General features: G+C 72.3%; 16 protein-coding genes. 13 read left to right on the top strand and 3 right to left on the bottom strand.

Annotated features, from left to right (window positions below):
• Positions 1 to 7 precede the first annotated feature (7 nt).
• The 7 genes from BLT97_RS32495 to BLT97_RS32465 are packed head-to-tail and all read left to right on the top strand — an operon-like array spanning position 8 to position 9476.
• The gene (locus BLT97_RS32495; protein ID WP_093616756.1) at positions 8 to 1699 is read left to right on the top strand and encodes an acyclic terpene utilization AtuA family protein; all 1692 of its coding nucleotides are present in this window, start codon (positions 8 to 10) and stop codon (positions 1697 to 1699) included.
• Positions 1696 to 3294, top strand: a complete 1599-nt coding sequence (locus BLT97_RS32490) for an acyl-CoA carboxylase subunit beta (RefSeq protein WP_093616754.1) — start codon at positions 1696 to 1698, stop codon at positions 3292 to 3294. The genes BLT97_RS32495 and BLT97_RS32490 overlap by 4 nt, the downstream gene beginning before the upstream one ends.
• 8 nt (positions 3295 to 3302) lie before the next feature.
• Positions 3303 to 5306, top strand: a complete 2004-nt coding sequence (locus BLT97_RS32485) for an acetyl/propionyl/methylcrotonyl-CoA carboxylase subunit alpha (protein ID WP_093616752.1) — start codon at positions 3303 to 3305, stop codon at positions 5304 to 5306.
• Positions 5303 to 6460 (top strand): acyl-CoA dehydrogenase family protein, encoded by a 1158-nt coding sequence (locus BLT97_RS32480; RefSeq protein WP_093616750.1) that lies wholly within the window; start codon positions 5303 to 5305, stop codon positions 6458 to 6460. Before BLT97_RS32485 ends, BLT97_RS32480 begins: the two co-directional genes overlap by 4 nt.
• 43 nt (positions 6461 to 6503) lie before the next feature.
• Positions 6504 to 8075 (top strand): 4-coumarate--CoA ligase family protein, encoded by a 1572-nt coding sequence (locus BLT97_RS32475; protein WP_093616893.1) that lies wholly within the window; start codon positions 6504 to 6506, stop codon positions 8073 to 8075.
• Positions 8076 to 8118: 43 nt separating this feature from the next.
• Positions 8119 to 8853: an enoyl-CoA hydratase family protein gene (locus tag BLT97_RS32470; RefSeq protein ID WP_093616748.1), complete on the top strand. Its 735-nt coding sequence runs from the start codon at positions 8119 to 8121 to the stop codon at positions 8851 to 8853.
• On the top strand, positions 8841 to 9476 hold the full coding sequence (locus BLT97_RS32465) for a TetR/AcrR family transcriptional regulator (RefSeq protein WP_093616746.1): 636 nt from the start codon (positions 8841 to 8843) through the stop codon (positions 9474 to 9476). Before BLT97_RS32470 ends, BLT97_RS32465 begins: the two co-directional genes overlap by 13 nt.
• 25 nt (positions 9477 to 9501) lie before the next feature.
• On the opposite strand, the gene pdxH is transcribed toward BLT97_RS32465, so the two are convergent.
• Entirely contained in the window at positions 9502 to 10128 is a 627-nt protein-coding gene (gene pdxH, locus BLT97_RS32460; protein ID WP_093616891.1) for a pyridoxamine 5'-phosphate oxidase, read from the bottom strand.
• Between the two features lie 306 nt (positions 10129 to 10434).
• Between pdxH and BLT97_RS32455 the strand changes: the two genes are divergently transcribed.
• The 3 genes from BLT97_RS32455 to BLT97_RS32445 all read left to right on the top strand — a co-directional run bounded on the left by BLT97_RS32455 (position 10435) and on the right by BLT97_RS32445 (position 14177).
• Entirely contained in the window at positions 10435 to 11529 is a 1095-nt protein-coding gene (locus BLT97_RS32455; protein WP_093616744.1) for a citrate synthase 2, read from the top strand.
• A gap of 240 nt (positions 11530 to 11769) precedes the next feature.
• Positions 11770 to 12555 (top strand): ABC transporter ATP-binding protein, encoded by a 786-nt coding sequence (locus BLT97_RS32450; RefSeq protein ID WP_093616742.1) that lies wholly within the window; start codon positions 11770 to 11772, stop codon positions 12553 to 12555.
• A complete protein-coding gene (locus tag BLT97_RS32445) occupies positions 12552 to 14177 on the top strand; it encodes a transporter (protein ID WP_093616740.1) in 1626 nt (541 codons plus the stop codon). The genes BLT97_RS32450 and BLT97_RS32445 overlap by 4 nt, the downstream gene beginning before the upstream one ends.
• Positions 14178 to 14543: 366 nt before the next feature.
• On the opposite strand, the gene BLT97_RS32440 is transcribed toward BLT97_RS32445, so the two are convergent.
• Positions 14544 to 15116, bottom strand: a complete 573-nt coding sequence (locus BLT97_RS32440; protein WP_093616738.1) for a GNAT family N-acetyltransferase — start codon at positions 15114 to 15116, stop codon at positions 14544 to 14546.
• A gap of 226 nt (positions 15117 to 15342) precedes the next feature.
• Here BLT97_RS32440 and BLT97_RS32435 point away from each other — a divergent pair, with 226 nt between their 5' ends.
• Entirely contained in the window at positions 15343 to 16755 is a 1413-nt protein-coding gene (locus BLT97_RS32435) for a PAS domain-containing protein (protein WP_425442794.1), read from the top strand.
• A gap of 158 nt (positions 16756 to 16913) precedes the next feature.
• Here BLT97_RS32435 and BLT97_RS32430 read toward each other — a convergent pair whose 3' ends face one another.
• On the bottom strand, positions 16914 to 17678 hold the full coding sequence (locus BLT97_RS32430) for an SIS domain-containing protein (protein ID WP_093616734.1): 765 nt from the start codon (positions 17676 to 17678) through the stop codon (positions 16914 to 16916).
• A 250-nt stretch (positions 17679 to 17928) separates the two neighbouring features.
• Between BLT97_RS32430 and BLT97_RS32425 the strand changes: the two genes are divergently transcribed.
• Positions 17929 to 18621 (top strand): iron-dependent transcriptional repressor DtxR, encoded by a 693-nt coding sequence (locus BLT97_RS32425; protein ID WP_093616732.1) that lies wholly within the window; start codon positions 17929 to 17931, stop codon positions 18619 to 18621.
• Between the two features lie 690 nt (positions 18622 to 19311).
• A complete protein-coding gene (locus BLT97_RS32420) occupies positions 19312 to 20184 on the top strand; it encodes an alpha/beta fold hydrolase (protein WP_093616730.1) in 873 nt (290 codons plus the stop codon).
• Positions 20185 to 20336: the final 152 nt, after the last annotated feature.

Genomic DNA, 20336 nt, shown 5'->3' with positions numbered 1-20336 from the left:
CCTCCGTATGGCCAACGCCTCCGGCTTCTACGGCGACCGGCACGACGCCCTGCGCGAGATGCTCACCGGCGGCCCGGTGGACGTGGTCACCGGGGACTACCTCGCCGAGCTGACCATGCTGATCCTCGGCCGGGACCTGATGAAGGACCCCGCGGCCGGGTACGCGAAGTCCTTCCTGCGGCAGCTGGAGGAGTGCCTCGGGACCGCACGGGACCAGGGCACGCGGATCGTGGTCAACGCGGGCGGGCTGAATCCGGCCGGACTGGCCGCGAAAGTGCGGGAGTTGGCCTCGCGGCTGGGCGTGGAGACACGCGTCGCCCACGTCGAGGGCGACGACCTGCGGGCGCGGGGAGGCTGGGGCGAAGGTGTCCTCACCGCCAACGCCTACCTCGGCGGCCGCGGGATCACCGCCTGCCTGGAGGCCGGCGCGGACGTGGTCGTCACCGGGCGCGTGACGGACGCGGCGCTGGTCACGGGGGCCGCGGATTGGTGGTTCGGCTGGGACGCCGACGCCTACGATCAGCTGGCGGGTGCCGTCGTCGCCGGGCACGTCCTGGAGTGCGGCGCGCAGGCCACCGGCGGCAACTACGCCTTCTTCGGCGAGCACGACCTGCGGCGGATGCTGCACCCGGGCTTCCCGCTCGCCGAACTCCACGCGGACGGCAGCAGCGTCATCACCAAGCATCCGGGCACGGGCGGGGTGGTCGACCTCGGGACCGTCACGGCCCAACTCCTGTACGAGACAGGGCCGGTGCGGTACGCCGGGCCCGACGTCACCGCCCGGCTCGACTCCGTACGGCTGACCGAGGACGGGCCCGACCGGGTGCGGATCGAGGGCGTACGGGGCGAGGCTCCGCCGCCCACGCTCAAGGTGGGGCTCAACCGGATCGGCGGGCACCGCAACCAGGTCGAGTTCATCCTGACCGGCCTCGACATCGAGGCCAAAGCGGCTTACGTACAGGCTCAGTTGGAGGACGCCCTCTCCCGGGGCAAGCAGCGCCCCCGTGAAGTGCGCTGGGAGCTGGTGCGCACCGACCGCCCCGACGCCGCGACCCAGGAGACGGCGAGCGCGCTGCTCCGGCTGGTCGTGCGGGACGCCGACCCCGAGCTCGTGGGGCGGCGGCTGAGCGGGGCGGCCGTGGAGCTGGGGCTGTCCGGCTACCCGGGCTTCACGCTCACCGAACCGCCCGGACGCGGGGCGCCGTACGGGGTGTTCGAGGCCGCGTACGTACCGCAGGACGAGGTCCCGCACGTCGCCGTGCTGCCGGACGGGACGCGGCGGGAGATCCCCGCCCCCTCCGTCACGCGCGCACTGGAACCCGTACCGCCGCCGTCCCTGCCTCCGCCGCTGCCCCGCGGGTCCGGAGCCGTGCGCAGGGTGCCGCTCGGAACCGTCGCCGGCGCCCGCAGCGGGGACAAGGGCGGGGACGCCAACGTCGGGGTGTGGGTGCGCACGGACGCGGCCTGGCGGTGGCTGGTGCACGAGCTGACGGTGGACCGCTTCCGCCAACTGCTCCCGGAGACGGAGGACTTGCCCCTCACGCGCCACCTTCTGCCCGAGCTGCGCGCCCTGAACTTCGTGGTCGAGGGGCTGCTCGGCGAGGGAGTCACGTCCCGGCACCGCTTCGATCCGCAGGCCAAAGGGCTGGGGGAGTGGCTGCGCTCCCGCCACCTGGAGATACCGGAGGTACTGCTGTGACGGTGCTGCCGTCCGCGCTCGATCCCGCGAGCCCCGACTACCTTGCCCACCGCGAGGCCATGCTCGCCAAGCTCGACGAGCTCGCCGCCGAGCACGCCAAAGCGCTCGCCGGCGGCGGCGAGAAGTACACCGAACGGCACCGCAAGCGCGGCAAGCTGCTCGCCCGCGAGCGGATCGAGCTGCTGCTCGACCCCGACACCCCGTTCCTGGAACTGTCCCCGCTCGCGGCCTGGGGCAGCGACTACCCGGTCGGCGCGTCCATGGTCACCGGCATCGGCGTGGTCGAGGGCGTGGAGTGCCTGATCACGGCCAACGACCCGACCGTACGCGGCGGCGCCTCCAACCCCTGGACCCTGAAGAAGGCGTTCCGCTCGCACGAGATCGGCTACGCCAACCGCCTCCCCTCCATCCACCTGGTGGAGTCGGGCGGCGCGGACCTCCCGTCCCAGAAGGAGATCTTCATCCCGGGCGGGGCCCTCTTCAAACACCTCACCCAGTCCTCCGCCGCCGGGATCCCGACCGTCGCCGTCGTCTTCGGCAACTCCACGGCGGGCGGCGCGTACGTGCCCGGGATGTGCGACCACGTGATCATGGTCAAGGAGCGCGCGAAGGTCTTCCTCGGCGGTCCGCCCCTGGTCAAGATGGCCACCGGGGAGGAATCGGGCGACGAGGAACTCGGCGGCGCCGAGATGCACGCCCGTACCTCCGGACTCGCCGACTACCTCGCGGCCGACGAGCAGGACGCGCTCCGGCAGGCGCGCCGAGTCGTCGCCCGGCTCAACTGGCGCAAGGCGTACGAGGACCCGGGCCCCGCCGAGCCGCCCAAGTACGACGAGGAGGAGCTGCTCGGCATCGTCCCCGGCGACCTGAAGATCCCCTTCGACCCGCGCGAGGTCATCGCCCGGATCGTCGACGGCTCGGACTTCGACGAGTTCAAGCCCCTGTACGGGAGTTCGCTCGCCACGGGCTGGGCACGCCTGCACGGCTACCCGGTGGGCATCCTCGCCAACGCGCAGGGCGTCCTGTTCAGCGCGGAGTCGCAGAAGGCCGCCCAGTTCATCCAGCTCGCCAACCAGCGCGACATCCCGCTGCTCTTCCTGCACAACACCACCGGCTACATGGTCGGCAAGGAGTATGAGCAGGGCGGCATCATCAAGCACGGCGCCCAGATGATCAACGCCGTCTCGAACTCGAAGGTCCCGCACCTGTCGGTCCTGATGGGTGCCTCGTACGGGGCCGGGCACTACGGCATGTGCGGCCGCGCGTACGACCCGCGCTTCCTCTTCGCCTGGCCCAGCGCCAAGTCCGCCGTCATGGGCCCCCAGCAGCTCGCGGGCGTCCTGTCGATCGTGGCCCGCGCCTCCGCCGCCGCGAAGGGGCAGCCGTACGACGACGAGGGCGACGCCGCGCTGCGCGCCATGGTCGAGCAGCAGATCGAGTCCGAGTCGCTGCCGATGTTCCTGTCCGGGCGGCTCTACGACGACGGGGTGATCGACCCGCGCGATACGCGGACGGTCCTCGGCCTGTGCCTGTCGGTGATCCACAACGCGCCCTACGAGGGTGCGCGCGGTGGCTTCGGCGTCTTCCGGATGTGAGGCTCCAGATGATTTCTTCCGTCCTTGTGGCCAACCGCGGCGAGATCGCCTGCCGCATCTTCCGCACCTGCCGCGACCTCGGCATCGCGACGGTCGCCGTGTACTCCGACGCGGACGCCTCCGCCCTGCACGTCCGCAAGGCGGACGCGGCCGTACGCCTGCCGGGCGCCGCGCCCGCCGACACCTACCTGCGCGGCGACCTGATCGTGAAGGCCGCGCTCGCGGCCGGCGCGGACGCCGTGCACCCCGGCTACGGGTTCCTGTCCGAGAACGCCGAGTTCGCGCGGGCCGTCACCGACGCGGGCCTCACCTGGATCGGGCCGCCGCCCGAGGCCATCGAGGCGATGGCCTCCAAGACCCGCGCCAAGGAACTCATGGGCCTCGCGCCCCTGGAGAAGGTCACCGAGGCCGACCTGCCCGTGCTCGTGAAGGCCGCGGCGGGCGGCGGCGGGCGCGGCATGCGGGTCATACGCGAACTCAGCGCTCTGGACACGGAGTTGGCGGCCGCGCGGGCCGAGGCGCTGAGCGCGTTCGGTGACGGCGAGGTGTTCGTCGAGCCGTACGTGGAAGGCGGCCGCCACGTCGAGGTGCAGATCCTCGCCGACACCCACGGCACCGTGTGGGCTCTCGGCACCCGCGACTGCTCCCTCCAGCGCCGCCACCAGAAGGTCATCGAGGAGGCGCCCGCGCCCGGCCTCACCGCACCGCTGCGGGCCCGCCTGCACGCGCTCGCGGAACGGGCCGCGCGCGCCGTGTCGTACGTCGGCGCCGGCACCGTGGAGTTCCTGGTCGCGGGCGACACGGCCCACTTCCTGGAGATGAACACCCGCCTCCAGGTCGAACACCCCGTCACGGAGGCCGTGTTCGGGGTCGATCTCGTGGAGCTGCAACTCCGGATCGCCGAGGGCGAGGCGCTCTCCGGCAACCCGCCCGAGCCCACCGGGCACGCCGTCGAGGCCCGCCTGTACGCGGAGGACCCGGCGGCCTCGTGGGCTCCGCAGACGGGGGTGCTGCACCGCTTCGACGTGCCGGCGGGCGTCCGCGTCGACACGGGCTTCACCGGCGGCGACACGATCGGCGTGCACTACGACCCGATGCTCGCCAAGGTGGTCGCGTACGCCCCGACCCGCGCCGCCGCCCTGCGCAAGCTCGCCGGCGCCCTCGCCCGGACCCGCCTGCACGGCCCGGTCACCAACCGCGACCTGCTCGTACGCACCCTGCGCCACCCGCAGTTCACGGCGGGCGCGGTGGACACCGGCTTCTTCGACCGCCACCTGGAGGAGCTGGTGGTGGCGGACGATCCGGTGGGGGAGGTGTACGCAGCGGTGGCGGCGGCATTTCAGCCCGGCCGGCGTTTGAGGCCATCCGACCGGAGGCCGGATTCGGGGTCTGGGGCGGAGCCCCCCCGCGGCGGAGCCGCAAGTCGATACGGCCGGGAAGGGGCGGGGCGGGGAGAAAGCAGCCTTTGGGGCCGCACCGGAGCCTGGCGCAACCTCCCCTCCCAACCCCAATCCAGGACGTTCGAGGGACGCGACATCCACCGCATCCGCTACCTGCGGACCCGCACCGGGATCGAGCTCGTCGACCTGCCCGCCGTCCGCGTCATCGAGGCGGCACCGGGCTGCGTGGCGCTCGAAATCGGCGGCATCCGCCGGGAGTTCACCATCTCCACCTACGGAGACGGCACCCTCCACATCGACACCCCCACCCACACCTGGTCCCTCACCGAACACCCCAGGTTCCCCGAACCGGAGACCGCCACCGCCCCCGGCAGCCTGCTCGCCCCCATGCCCGGCACCGTCGTGCGCCTCGCCGAAGGGCTGGCCGAGGGTGCTCAAGTCGAGTCTGGACAGCCCCTGTTGTGGCTGGAGGCCATGAAGATGGAGCACCGGGTCACCGCCCCGGTCTCCGGCACGCTCACCGCTCTGCACGCCGCCCCCGGCCGCCAGGTCGAGGTCGGCGCCCTGCTCGCCGTCGTCCAGCCCGTGCCCGAGGAGGAACCACCGTCATGACCGTTCTCGAGACCCAGGAGCACAAGGACCTGCGCGCCGCCGTCGCCGCGCTCGGCTCCCGTTACGGCCGCGACTACCTGACCCGCGTCGTGCGCGAAGGCGGCCACCCCGAGGAGCTGTGGGCGGAGGCCGGCAAGCTCGGCTACCTCGGCGTCAACCTGCCCGAGGAGTACGGAGGCGGGGGAGGCGGCATCACCGAACTCTCCATAGTCCTGGAGGAGTTGGGGGCCGTCGGCTCACCGCTCCTCATGCTCGTCGTCAGCCCGGCCATCTGCGGCACCGTGATCTCCCGCTTCGGCACCGAGGAGCAGAAGCGTGCCTGGCTGCCCGGGCTCGCCGACGGCACCCGCACCATGGCCTTCGGCATCACCGAACCCGACGCGGGCTCCAACTCCCACCGCATCACCACCACCGCCCGCCGCGACGGCGAGGACTGGGTGCTCACCGGCCGCAAGATCTTCGTCTCCGGCGTGGACATCGCCGACGCCACCCTCATCGTCGGCCGCACCGAAGACGCCCGCACCGGCAAACTCAAGCCCTGCCTCTTCATCGTTCCGCGTGACGCCGCCGGCTTTCAGCGCAACCCTGTCGACATGGAACTCCAGGCGGCGGAGAAGCAGTTCGAGCTCGTCCTCGATGACGTGCGGCTGCCCGCCGACGCGCTCGTCGGCGACGAGGACGCGGGCCTGCTCCAGCTCTTCGCCGGGCTCAACCCCGAGCGCATCATGACCGCCGCCTTCGCGATCGGCATGGGCCGCTTCGCGCTCGCGCGGGCCGTCGCGTACGCCAAGGAGCGCAGCGTGTGGAAGGAGCCGATCGGCGCGCACCAGGCCATCGCGCACCCCCTCGCGCAGGCGCACATCGCCCTGGAATCGGCCCGGTTGATGATGCAGAAGGCCGCCCATCTGTACGACCGGGGTGACGACGTCGGTGCCGGTGAGGCGGCCAACATGGCCAAGTACACCGCCGCCGAGGCGTGCGTGCAGGCCGTGGACCAGTCCGTGCACACCCTGGGCGGCAACGGCCTCACACGGGAGTACGGTCTTGCCTCACTCATCACCGCGTCCCGCGTCGCCCGCATCGCTCCCGTCAGCCGGGAGATGATCCTCAACTACGTGTCCCACCAGACCCTCGGTCTGCCCAAGTCGTACTAGGCACCACCCAGGCTCCACTTCACCCTTCGGAGGGCCCGCCATGGTGTTCCAGAGCGAGTACGCAGCAGTGCCGCCCGTAGAACTGCCCATCCACGAAGCCGTGTTGGGGCACGCCGCCGACTACGGCGAGACACCCGCCCTGATCGACGGCGTGGAGGGCAGGACGCTCACGTACGCACAGCTCGACGCCTTCCACCGCAAGGTGGCCGCCGGGCTCGCGGACGCCGGGGTGCGCAAGGGCGACGTGGTCGCCCTGCACAGCCCCAACACCATCCTGTGGCCGGTCGCCTTCTACGGGGCCACCCGGGCCGGCGCCACCGTCACCACGGTGCACCCGCTGTACACACCCGAGGAGTTCGCGCAGCAACTGCGCGACGCGGGGGCGAGCTGGATCGTCACGGTCTCGCTGCTGCTCCCCGTCGCGCAGGCCGCCGCCGAACTCGCGGGCGGCATACGGGAGATCATCCTCTGTGACGAGGCTGAGGGGCACCGCTCGCTGCTCTCCATGGTCGGCGCCGACCTCCCCGAGCCGGAGATCACCATCGACCCGGCCGAGGACCTCGCGGTGCTCCCGTACTCCTCCGGCACCACCGGCGTCCCCAAGGGCGTCATGCTCACCCACCGCTCGGTGGCCACCAACCTCGCGCAACTGCACCCGACCATGCCCATGGGCCCCGGCGACCGCATCCTCGCCGTGCTGCCCTTCTTCCACGCGTACGGACTCACCGCCCTGCTCAACGCGCCGCTCGGGCACGGCGCGAGCGTGGTCGTGCTGCCCAAGTTCGACCTGGAGAACTTCCTCACCGCCGTCGAGAAACACCGCATCACGGGCCTGTACGTGGTCCCGCCGATCGCCCTCGCCCTCGCCAAGCACCCCGTCGTGGAGCGCTTCGACCTCTCCTCGGTCCGCTACGTGATCAGCGCGGCCGCACCCCTGGACGGCGAACTCGCCGCCGCCTGCTCCGCACGGCTCGGCGGCGTCCCCGTCGGCCAGGGCTACGGCATGACCGAACTCTCCCCGGCCACCCACGTCACCCCCATCGACCGGCCCATCCCGCACGGCAGCGTCGGCAAGCTGCTCGCCGGCACCGAGATGCGGATCGTCTCGCTCGACGACCCGGGCAAGGACCTCGGGCCGGGCGAGGAGGGCGAAGTGGTCTTCCGCGGCCCGCAGGTGATGAAGGGCTACCTCGGCCGCCCCGAGGCCACCACCGCGATGATCGACGAGGACGGCTGGCTGCACACCGGAGACGTGGGGCGCGTCGACGAGGACGGCTGGCTGTACATCGTCGACCGCGTCAAGGAACTCATCAAGTACAAGGGCTTCCAGGTCGCTCCCGCCGAACTCGAAGCCGTCCTCATCGCCGACCCGCGCATCGCTGACGCGGCGGTGATCGGCGTGTATGACGCGGACGGGAACGAGTACCCGAAGGCGTACGTGGTCCGCGCCGACCCCGGCCTCACGGAGGAGGACGTACGGGAACACGTCGCCGCGCACGTGGCCCCGCACAAGAAGGTGCGGGCCGTGGAGTTCCTGGAGACGGTGCCGCGGGCGGCCACGGGGAAGATCCTGCGCAGGCAGCTGCGCGACCTGAACCGGGCGACGGACGCGTGAAGCACGACAGGGACCGATGAGCGAAGTACGTAAGGACGGATGCATGAAACACGTCAGGCAGACGCACGAGCGCGGCATCACCACCCTCACGCTGGACTCCCCGGACAACCGCAACGCCCTGTCCGCGGATCTCGTCGCGGAGCTCGCGAACGCCCTGCGCCGCAGCTCCGTGGACCAGGACGTGCGGGCCGTGGTGCTCGACCACAGCGGGCCCACGTTCAGCGCGGGCGCCGATCTCAAGTCGCCTGCCAATCCGTATGCGTTCGTCGACCTCCTGCGCGCCATCGTCGAACTGCCCAAGCCCGTCGTCGCCCGCGTGGACGGTTCCGCGCGGGCCGGCGGGCTCGGGTTGCTCGGCGCCTGCGACCTGGTGCTCGCCTCCGCCTCGTCCACCTTCGCGTTCACGGAGGTACGGATCGGAGTGGCGCCCGCGATCATCTCGCTGACCCTGCTGCCCCGTATGGACGCGAGGGCCGCAGCCCGCTACTACCTCACCGGCGAACGCTTCGACGCGGCCGAGGCGGCCCGTATCGGCCTGGTCACCGAGGCCGCCGAGGACCTGGACACGGCGGTACGGGAAGTCTCCGAGGCCTTCCGCAAGGCCGCGCCCCAGGGGCTGGCCGAGGCGAAACGGCTGGTCACGGCTAGAGTCCTGGAAGCCTTCGAGCGCGATGCGGAGGACCTTGTGCAGCGGTCGGCCTCCCTCTTCGCCTCCGCCGCCGCACGCGAAGGCATGACCGCCTTCTTCGAGCGACGGGATGCTTCATGGGTGCTGTGACGCCGGCCGAGCGGCTGGAGCGCGCGACGCCTGGGGACCGCGAATCCAAGCAGGACCGCGAACCCAAGCAGGACCGCAGCCGGGCCACGCGGCAGCGGCTGCTCGAAGCCGCCGTCGCCTGCCTCGCCGAGCTCGGCTGGGCGCGCTCCACCGTCTCCGTCGTCGCCGAGCGCGCCGGGGTCTCGCGCGGCGCCGCACAGCACCACTTCCCCACCCGCGAGGACCTGTTCACGGCCGCCGTCGAGTACGTGGCCGAACAGCGCTCGCACGCCCTGCGCGAGGTGTCGGCGAAGACGCGGGCCGAGGTGGTCGCGGCCCTCGTCGACCTCTACACCGGGCCCCTGTTCCGCGCCGCGCTCCACCTGTGGGTGGCCGCCTCGCACGAGGAGCAGCTGCACGCCCGCGTCGCCGAACTCGAAGCGCGGGTGGGCCGCGAGACCCACCGCATCGCCGTCCGCCTCCTCGACGCGGACGAGTCGCGCCCCGGCGTCCGCGAAACCGTCCAGGGCCTCCTCGACATGGCCCGCGGCCTGGGCCTCGCCAACGTCCTCACCGACGACACGGCCCGCCGCGAACGGGTCGTACGGCAGTGGGGCGAGCTGCTCGACGAAGCGCTGGGCTAGGAAGACAGCCCTTGGCTGCGGGGGCTCACGGAGCGAGCCGCTCCACACGCCACTTGCCGCCGTCCTCGCCGACATACCGCAGCCGGTCGTGCAGCCGGTTGGGACGCCCCTGCCAGAACTCCACCGCCTCCGGCACCACGAGGAAACCGCCCCAGTGCGGCGGCACCGGCACCTCCGCACCCTCCGGGTAGCGTGCCGCCAACTCCGCGTAGGCACGCTCCAGTTCCTCGCGCGTCCCGATCACCGAGGACTGCGCGCTGGCCCAGGCGCCGAGCCGCGAGCCGTGCGGGCGCGAGCGGAAGTACTCCGCCGTCTCCTCGGCCGACACCCGCTCGGCACGGCCCGTGACGATCACCTGGCGGGCCATCGGATGCCAGGGGAAGAGCAGCGAGACCTGGGGGTTGACGTCGATCTCGCGGGCCTTCCTGGACGTGTAGTTCGTGTAGAAGACGAACCCGCGCGCGTCGTACCCCTTGAGCAGCACGGTCCGTGAGCTCGGCCGGCCCTGCGCGTCCGCGGTCGAGACGACCATGGCGTTGGGCTCGTACAGCTGCGCGGCGACGGCGTCGGCGAACCACCGGTGGAACTGGTCCATGGGGTCGTCCTCGAGACCGGAACCGTCGAGTCCGGCCGTGCGGTACTGCTCGCGCATCACGGCGGGGTCCAGCTCCCGGCCGCTGTGGGTGTGCTCGTTCACGGCGTCATCCTGTCGCACCCGGGCGTCCCGCACGAGTGTGGTTCGCGGCACTCAGTGCCGTGAACCCTCCCCATCGGTGGCACCGAGGGATATCGTCCTGCCCCACGGGGCATCACCGGGGTGGCCACGAACGGACCGCGAGTCGCGAGAGACCGCGTAACCGGCTCGGGGCAGCCCGCATCTGACCTTCCGTCAGCCTGGTCACCGCCAGCCCGCACCACCACTCGACCGACCGTCGCAGCCGTCATGAGGAGCCGCCTGATGTCCGACTTCGTCCCTGGGCTCGAAGGGATCATCGCGTTCGAAACGGAGATCGCCGAACCGGACAAGGAAGGGGGCGCGCTCCGCTACCGCGGAGTCGACATCGAAGACCTGGCCGGCAAGGTGTCGTTCGGCAACGTGTGGGGTCTGCTCGTCGACGGGGCGTTCAACCCGGGCCTGCCGCCCGCAGAACCGTTTCCGATCCCCGTCCACTCCGGGGACGTCCGGGTCGACGTGCAGTCCGCGCTCGCGATGCTCGCACCGGTCTGGGGCCTCAAACCGCTGCTCGACATCGACGCCTCCCAGGCCCGCGACGACCTCGCGCGCGCGGCCGTCATGGCCCTGTCGTACGTGGCCCAGTCGGCGCGCGGGCAGGGGCAGCCCATGGTCCCGCAGCGCGAGATCGACAAGGCGTCCTCGGTGGTCGAGCGGTTCATGATCCGCTGGCGCGGCGAGCCGGACCCGAAGCACGTCGCGGCCGTGGACGCGTACTGGACCTCGGCGGCCGAACACGGCATGAACGCCTCCACGTTCACGGCCCGCGTCATCGCCTCGACGGGCGCGGACGTGGCAGCCGCCCTCTCGGGCGCGGTCGGCGCGATGTCCGGACCGCTGCACGGCGGCGCCCCCTCCCGCGTCCTCGGCATGATCGAGGAGATCGAGCGCACGGGCGACGCGGAGGCGTACGTCCGCAAGGCGCTCGACCGCGGCGAGCGTCTCATGGGCTTCGGCCACCGCGTCTACCGCGCCGAGGACCCGCGCGCGCGAGTGCTGCGCCGCACCGCCCGCGAACTGGGCGCCCCGCGCTTCGAGGTCGCCGAGGCCCTGGAGAAGGCCGCCCTCGCCGAACTGCACGCCCGCCGCCCCGACCGCGTCCTCGCGACGAACGTCGAGTTCTGGGCGGCGATCGTCCTCGACTTCGCCGAGGTCCCGGCGAACATGTTCACGTCGATGTTCACCTGCGCCCGTACGGCGGGCTGGTCGGCCCACATCCTGGAACAGAAGCGCACGGGCCGCCTGGTCCGCCCCTCGGCCCGCTACGTGGGCCCGCCGTCGCGCCGCCCGGAGGATGTACGGGGGTTCGCTTCGGAGTGAGGGGGCGGGGGGCTTGGGTTCCGTCCCCCGGACCCCCTTTCGCGCTGAACGCGCTCGTCCTCAATCGCCGGACGGGCTGAAGATTCAGCCCGTCCGGCGATTGAGGACATCCGAGCGGAGCTCGGATTCGGGGTCTGGGGCGGAGCCCCAGTTTCGGGAAGGGGCGGGTAGGGGAAAAATGGCGCCCCAGCCACCCCACACCCGCACCCCCTCCCACCCGTCCAGCCCGAAAGGCCCCACGTGCCCGACACGGCAGCCGTCCACGTACAGAACCTCTGGAAACGCTTCGGCGAGCAGATCGCCGTAGCCGGCATCGATCTCACCCTCCCCGCAGGGAAGTTCATCGGGCTCGTGGGCCCCAACGGCGCCGGCAAGACCACCACCCTCTCCATGATCACCGGTCTGCTCCGCCCCGACCTCGGCACCGTGCACGTCGCCGGCCACGACGTCTGGGCCGACCCCGCCGAGGTCAAGGCACGGATCGGCGTACTCCCCGAGGGACTCAGGCTCTTCGAGCGGCTCAGCGGACGCGAACTCCTCACGTACACCGGACGCCTGCGGGGCCTGCCCGCCGAGGACGTCGAGACCCGCACCGCCCAACTCCTCGACGTCCTCGACCTCACCACCGCCCAGCACAAACTCGTCGTCGACTACTCGACCGGCATGCGCAAGAAGATCGGACTCGCGGCCGCCCTGCTCCACAACCCCGAAGTCCTCTTCCTGGACGAGCCGTTCGAGGGCGTCGACCCGGTCTCCGCGCAGACCATCCGCGGCGTCCTGGAGCGCTACACCGCCTCCGGCGCCACCGTCGTCTTCTCCAGCCACGTCATGGAGCTGGTCGAGTCCCTGTGCGACTGGGTGGCGGTGATGGCCGCGGGCCGCATCCGCGCCCAGGGCCCCCTCGCCGACGTACGCGGCGACGCCCCCAGCCTCCAGAGCGCCTTCCTCGAACTCGTCGGCGCGGGCGACCGCGCGAGCGGCGACACCCTGGACTGGCTCGGCTCGGGCGGCGGCGGCACCACATGACGGCCCCGACCGCGGACGAGCGGCAAACGGCACGCCCCTCCCACCTGACCGCCACCTTCGTCCGCCTGAAGCTCTCCCTCCTGCGCAACGGCCTGCGCCAGTCCGCCGGACGCCGCGCCGCCTACCTCGCCTCCGTCGTCCTCACCCTGCTCTTCGCCGCCCTCCAACTGCTCGGCCTGATCGTGCTGCGCGGCAACGAACACGCCGCCACCCTCGTCGTGCTGCTCGCCGCCGTCCTCGCGCTCGGCTGGACCTTCATGCCGCTGTTCTTCCCCAGCGGCGACGAAACCCTCGACGCCACCCGCCTGGTGATGCTCCCGCTGCGCCCGCGCCCCCTGGTCCGCGCACTGCTCGTCAGCTCCCTCGTCGGCATCGGACCGCTCTTCACGCTCTGCCTCGCCGCCGGCTCCGTCGTGGCCCTCGCACACGGCACGGCCGCCGTCCTCACCGGCCTCGCCGCGCTCGCCCTCACCCTCCTGACCTGCGTGGCCCTCGCCCGTACCGTCGCCTCCGCCAACCTGCGGCTGCTCTCCAGCCGCAAGGGCCGCGACCTCGCCGTGCTCAGCGGACTCGTGATCGCCGTCGGCATCCAGGTCGTCAACTTCGGCGCCCAGAGCCTCGGCCGCGCCGGCGGCCTCGACGCCCTCGACCCGGTCGCGGCCGTGGTCCGCTGGATCCCACCCGCCTCCGCCCTCGCCGCGGTCGACTCCGTCTCGCAAGGCTCGTACGGCACGGGCCTCCTCCAACTCGCCCTGTGCGCCGCACTCCTGGCCGCCCTCATCGCGTACTGGCAGCGCAGCCTCACCCGCCTCATGACCACGCCCGACGGCTCCACCCTCCAGGCCGCCGAACCCACCCGCGCCCGCGCCCGCGCCCACGGCCTCAGCCGCTTCCTGCCCGCCGACCGCACCGGCACCGTCATGGAACGCACCCTGCGCTACGTCTGGCGCGAGCCCAAGACCAAGGCCGCCTGGGTCACCTCACTCGCCATCGGCCTGATCGTCCCGCTCTTCAACGCACTCCAGGGCACCGGCTCCGTCTACTTCGCCTGCTTCGCCGCCGGGATGCTCGGCATCCTCATGTACAACCAGTTCGGCCAGGACAGCTCGGCCTTCTGGATGGTCGCCCAGACGATCAGCACCCCGCGCGACGCGTACACCGAACTCCGCGCCCGCGGCCTCGCCCTGGCCGTGATCACCATCCCGTACTCGGTCCTCGTCACCACCCTGACCACCGCGGTCATCGGCGACTGGCGCACCCTGCCCGAGGCACTCGGCCTCTCCTTCGCCCTGCTCGGCGCGATGCTCGCGACCGGCTTCTGGTGCTCGGCCCGCTTCCCCTACTCGATCCCGCAGGAGGGCTACAAGAACGTCGCCCCGGGCCAGGCCGGCCTCGCCTGGATCTCCATCTTCGGCGGCATGCTCGCCGCAACCCTGCTGTGCGCCCCGATCCTGGCCTTCACGATCTGGCTCCACGCCGCAGGCCACGCCCCCCTCGCCTGGCTCCTGCTCCCGATTGGCACGGTCTACGGCTGGGCAGTCGCCCGCCTGGGCCTGCACTTCTCGGCACCGGTCGCGGCGGCGCGGCTGCCGGAGATTCTGGTGGCGGTCAGCAAGGGCTGAGGGTTTCCGTACGCGGACGAGCAGGGATGCGTGGACGCGTACGGGACGGCGTACACGGTGTGCTTGGCGCATACGCAGACGACCCGCGGTCTCGGGATCCCCTGGGGGAGCCGGCCGGACGTACCGGCGAGACCGCGGGTCGGGTGACTGCTGGGATTGGGCCGGCTGCGCGGATCGCTCCCGCGCTGGTCCGGCACCGCACTTGTGTGTGGCGGCGGGCCGCTAGCCCGCAGTCACCTCACGCGTCCGGTTCTTTGTCATCTGCCGAACCACCTCCCTTCTCGTGTGCCCCACACACTAGGAAGGCTCCGGTGCGGCTTCAACCGGTTTTTCCGCAAGTTTGCCCACGGGCCAGGAAAAGCGGCATCACCGCAGGTCAAGCCGCATCAGAATCCTCGGGTGCCCCGCCAGCACCGACGTCGTGTCCGCCGCCCATGTGAAGCCGGCGCGCTCGAAGTTCTTGCGGATGCCTGCGTACGCCATCGTCAGATCGACCCGGGCGTCACCGTTGTCCAGCGGGTACGCCTCGATCGCCGGGGCGCCCCGGGTGCGGGCGAAGTGCACCGCTCCCTCGATCAGGGCGTGGGAGATGCCCTGCTTGCGGTGGCCGGGGCGGACGCGGATGCACCACAGGGACCAGACCGGGAGGTCGTCCACGTGCGGGATCTTGCGGTTGCGGGCGAAGGTCGTGGCCGTGCGGGGGGCCACGGCGGCCCAGCCGACCGGTGTTTCGTCCTCGTACGCGAGGACACCCGGGGGTGGATCTTCGCGGCACAGGTCCGCGACGTAGTCCGCGCGGGCCGGGCCGCGCAGCTCGTTGTTGAGCTTGGAGGGGATGCGGTAGCTCAGGCAGAAGCACACGTTCGCGGTGGGCGACTTGGGGCCGATGACGGCGGCCACGTCCTCGAAGACGGAGGCCGGGCGGACGACGATGGTCATGGCGGCAGACTGGCACGGGAGGGGTGGGGTGTGCTCGTGAACGGGCCGTGCGCTTCCGTGCGTTGTGGCCGGGACGTTTCCGGGGCGCAACGATTTCGGCGAACCTGGTGTGGGCTGCGTCACGTTCGAGTTGAATGATCTGTGTGCGGTGCAAGCCGACCGATGGACTCGACCTGCAGGGGGTAGTCAGGTGAGTGCTTCCCGGCGCAGCGGAACTGCGCAGCCCATGGACCCCGAGAACCCGGACGAGGGCTCGGGCGGCAACTCCGGGACGCCAGGTGGTGGTTCGGGCGGTTCCCAGGGGCCCGGCGGCAGCGGGCCCGGATCGGCGGAGCTGCTTGCGGCGTTGCTCGACGGGATGGACGCGGCGCTGTGCGCCTTCGATGCGGACGGTGTGGTCACGCACTGGAACCGTGAGGCGGCCCGCATTCTCGGCTGGAGTGCCGAGGACGCCGTGGGGCGGCGCGGGTTCGCGGGCTGGGCGGTGCGGACGGCGGACGCGGACGAGATCGAGGGCCGGCTGCTCGCGGCGATGCACGCGCCGGGCCGGCAGGTGCACGAGTTCGCGCTGGTCACGAAGGACGGCGGGCGGGTGCTCGTGCGGACGCAGTCGGCGGCCGTGCCCGGTCCGGACGGCAAGCCCGCCGGTCTGTACTGCGCGTTCAGCGAGGTGCACGCGCAGATCGATCTGGAGCGGTCCATCGCTTTGAGCGAGGCGCTGTTCGACGACGCGTCGTGGGGTGTCGTGCTCGTGGACGCGGACCTGCGGCCCGCCGTGGTGAACGCGCATGCGGCGCGGGCGCTCGGCGTGGGGCGTACGGCGGTGCTCGGGCGGCCGCTCGGTGAGCTTCTGTCGCAGGGCGTCGAGGAGTTGGAGAGCGCGCTCACGCATGTGCTGGCCGAAGGGGCGCCCCCGGCTCCCGCGGAGCTGTGGGTGTCGGTGCGCGGCAGCGGGTCCTCCGGTGCGGGGGAGCGGCGGTGCTGGCGCAGCGGTTTCCTGCGGCTCGGTTCGCCGTTGGCCGAGGAGCCGGTGCCGCTGGGGGTGGGCTGGCTGTTCCAGGACGTGACCGAGGCGAAGGTCATCGAGCAGGAGGCGGCCCAACTGCGCTTCCGCAGCAATCAGTTGCACCGTGCCGGGCGCGCGGCGGGGGAGTGCGAGGACCCGATGGAGGCGGCGACGGTCCATCTGGACTTCGCGCTCGCGGGCTTCGCCGACCACGCGCTGATCGATCTGGCCTCCTCGCTCGAACCGCCGCGCCTGGTGCGGGCGGCGGCCAGTCCGGTCGGGTCGCCGGGTCCGGTGCTGCCGGTGGCGGCCGCCGGTCTGCCCGTGCGCTACCCGGAGGGGCACCCTGCGTTGCAGTGCGTCCAGCGCACCGGTTCGGTGCGGGCCTCGGCGGGGGCGGCTTCGGCGGAGGCCGCGAAGGGCTGGGCCACGGCGCGCCAGTGGCCGGACACGACGGTGCACGCGCTGTGCGCGGTGCTGCGCAGCCGCGGCCGCACGCTCGGCGTGGTGAGCTTCCTGCGCAGCGGCAGCCGGCCGGCGTTCGAGCGCTCGGACGCGGCGTACGCGGAGAGCGTGGCGGTGCGGGTGGCGGCGGCGGTGGATCTGGCGGGGCTCGGTTCGGCGGGCGGGTGAGGCGGTAGCGCGGGCGGCGCGTCGGGCGGGTGAGGCGGTACGGGTTGGGCGGGGTCAAGTGCGGCCCGCCCCGCGCCCCGGTACGTGCGGCTTGACATCCGAGTGACGGCCCCGTGCCCGGCACGGAGGCGGGCCCGGGATGCGCGTACGCCCCCGCCTCAGTGCCGGTAGAAGATCCGGTCCCCGTACTCGGTCAGGATGCGGCCGTTCCACTCGTGGCCGCCGTCCACGTTGCCCGAGCGCAGCAGCGGCGGCTCGATGCCGCGGGCGACCAGTTCGCCGGCGGCGGATGCCAGGGTGGCCTGGAGGAGTGCGCTGGTGACCACGGTCGAGGCCGGGGCGAAGGGGGCCTCGATGCCCTCCGTCGTCAGCTCCGCGTCCCCGACCGCGATCTTGCTGTCGAGCACGACGTCGCAGTGGTCCTTGAGGTACGTACCGGAGATGTGGCGCGAGCGGGTCTCCGAGGCGTACGCCACCGAGGTCACGCCGATCACGCGCAGCCCCAGCGCCTGGGCGTTCATGGCCATCTCGACCGGCAGGGCGTTGCGGCCCGACAGGGAGATGATCACCAGGACGTCGCCGGGTTGCGCGGGCGAGGAGTCGAGGACCGCGCCCGCGAGGCCGTCCACCCGCTCCAGGGCCGAGCCGAGCGTCGCCGGCATCACGTCCACGCCGACCACGCCGGGCACGGCGAGCAGGTTCATCAGGGCGAGTCCGCCCGCCCGGTACACCAGGTCCTGGGCCGCCAGCGAGGAGTGGCCCGCGCCGAAGGCGAAGAGCCGGCCGCCCGCCTCGACGGTGTCGGCGATCAGGCCGCCGGCCGCGGCGATGGCGTCGGCCTCCTCGTCGCGCACCCGCTCGAGCAGCCCGATGGCCGCGTCGAAGTACTGGTCGGCGAGCTTGTTCTCGCGCGTAGGGCTCATCGCCTGGTGCCCCTTTCCGGGGGTGGGTGCCAACGTGCCGCGGATCACGTTGCGGTCTGGACCAGGCCCGTGTCAATCGGCAGTCAATACGGGACGGAGGCAGCGTAAGGCCGCGAAAAGCGCCCCGGCAGCACCGACGGGAGCGTCTTGCCGGACCGGGAATCTCCCGCGCGGCACGGTTGTCAGTGCAATGCGTAACAATTGACGTCAGGGCCAGCGCGACGCGACGAAACTTCATCGAGGGGCACGGATGTCCGGACTGATCGACACTACGGAGATGTATCTCCGCACCATCCTCGAGCTCGAGGAGGAAGGTGTGGTCCCCATGCGCGCCCGGATCGCCGAGCGGCTCGACCAGAGCGGACCGACGGTCAGCCAGACGGTCGCGCGCATGGAGCGCGACGGCCTGGTCTCCGTCGCCGCGGACCGGCACCTGGAGCTGACCGACGAGGGCCGCAGGCTGGCCACGCGCGTGATGCGCAAGCACCGCCTGGCGGAGTGCCTGCTCGTCGATGTGATCGGCCTGGAGTGGGAGCAGGTGCACGCGGAGGCCTGCCGCTGGGAGCACGTGATGAGCGAGGCCGTGGAGCGCCGCGTCCTGGAGCTCCTGCGCCACCCCACGGAGTCCCCGTACGGGAACCCGATCCCGGGTCTGGAGGAGCTGGGCGAGAAGGCCGAGGCCGACCCCTTCCTGGACGAGGGCATGGTCTCGCTGGCCGACCTGGATCCGGGCACCGAGGGCAAGACGGTCATCGTGCGCCGGATCGGCGAGCCCATCCAGACCGACGCGCAGCTGATGTACACGCTGCGGCGCGCGGGCGTGCAGCCCGGCGCGGTGGTCAGCGTGACGCAGGCCGCCGGCGGAGTACTCGTGGGCAGCAGCGGCGAGGCCGCGGAGCTGGACGCCGAGGTCGCCTCGCACGTCTTCGTCGCGAAGCGCTGACCCCGTCGCACCGACCCCGTACGGCCTCAACTGCCCCATGCGGCACGGGAGTTGAACCGGCCCTTTCCAAGTTTCAGGGCCGGAACCGCCCCGCCCGGGCGATTTAAGTGCGAGGCTGTCCCAAAAGAACGTGCGGCGCGAAGCGCCTCGATGAGGGGTGGCGGTCGGGCGACGGGTGGGCATATGACCTGAGGGCTCTTGACCGCGTGGGCACCGGTGAGGGAGGGGCGGGAGGATGTGCCGTACAACCCGCCGTACGGAGACGGCGCACGCCTGCCCCGCCGCAGTCCGGCGCACGCGCGGCGCGGCTGACGCGACCGGCGCGGCGAGCGGGCACGGCGCGGCAGGCGCAGGTGCCGCGCGCGGACCCGTCGCAGCAGAGGGCCCCGGCACCTCGCGGTGCCGGGGCCTGTCCTCCCCTGCGCTGACCTGGAGCCCCGAGCTCTCAAGGTCAACCCCGTCGGACCGGTTTCCCCGAGCGGTCCGCCTCCCGCAGAAGATCTCCCCTCGGCCGCGCCGGTCAATCCTTGAGCGCGGTCACTCGAACGAGGGGTGTTGCCCGGCGAGACGGCCTCTTCGAATGGAAGTTCGATAGCGTGACGGTGCGTCGCCGGGACGTACGGCAGGACCCGCGGCACGCAACGGGGAGCAGCACGGCAGCAGGCCCGAGCGAGGGGGGTGCGGAAGCGTATGGTGCGGCGCATCGACGTGACCGGAGCAGGCGGAGTGCGCCTTGCCGCCTGGGAGTTCGCCGACCCTCCGAAGGACGATCAGAAGCGCGCTGAGCTCGGGCGGCAGCCCGGCGTGCTGTTACTCCACGGCTTAATGGGCCGCGCCTCGCAATGGGCCGGCACCGCGCGCTGGCTCGCCGAGCGGCACCGCGCGGTAGCTCTCGATCAGCGGGGCCACGGCCAGAGCGAGAAGCCCGACGGCGGCCCCTTCACCCGCGAGGCCTACGTCGAGGACGCCGAGGCCGCCCTCGTCCAGCTCGACCTCGCACCGGCCGTGCTCATCGGCCACTCCATGGGCGCCCTGACCGCCTGGCAGCTCGCCGCCCGCCGCCCCGACCTCGTGAGCGGCCTCGTCATCTGCGACATGAGAGCCTCCGCGCTCGGCGCCGCCTCGCAGCGCGAGTGGTCCGACTGGTTCGAGGCCTGGCCCGTCCCCTTCGCCACCCTCGCCGACGTCCGCAAGTGGTTCGGTGAGGACGACCCCTGGGTCGAGCGCCCCAACCCCGCGCGCGGCACCTTCTACGCCGAGGTCATGACCGAGTCCGAGGACGGCTGGCGTCCCGTCTTCGACCGCGAGCAGATGCTCCGCACCCGGGAGACCTGGGTCTATGACGCCCACTGGGAAGAGCTCGCCCAGGTGCGCTGCCCGACGCTGGTGGTGCGCGGCCTGGACGGCGAGCTGGGCCGGGCCGAGGCCCAGGAGATGGTGCGCGTCCTGCCGCGCGGCGAGTACGCGGAGGTCCCGGACGCGGGCCACCTGGTGCACTACGACCAGCCGGAGGGCTGGCGGGCCGTGGTGGAGCCGTTCCTTGACGGGGTGCTGACCGGGTGAGGTGAGAGGCGCCCGGCTCGGATCCGGACCCGGACCCGAGCCGGGGGTCCCGGCCGCGAGCCCAAGGGCCGACGGCCGCAACCGCCGCGCCCCGGCCACCAGCAGTCCCTGCCGCCGCGCCCCGCGACCGGCGGTCCCTGCCGCCGCGCCCC

It is taken from the genome of Streptomyces indicus, from assembly GCF_900100315.1.
GTDB classification, from domain to species: Bacteria; Actinomycetota; Actinomycetes; order Streptomycetales; family Streptomycetaceae; genus Streptomyces; species Streptomyces indicus.
This window is presented reverse-complemented; position numbering and strand designations above follow the sequence as displayed.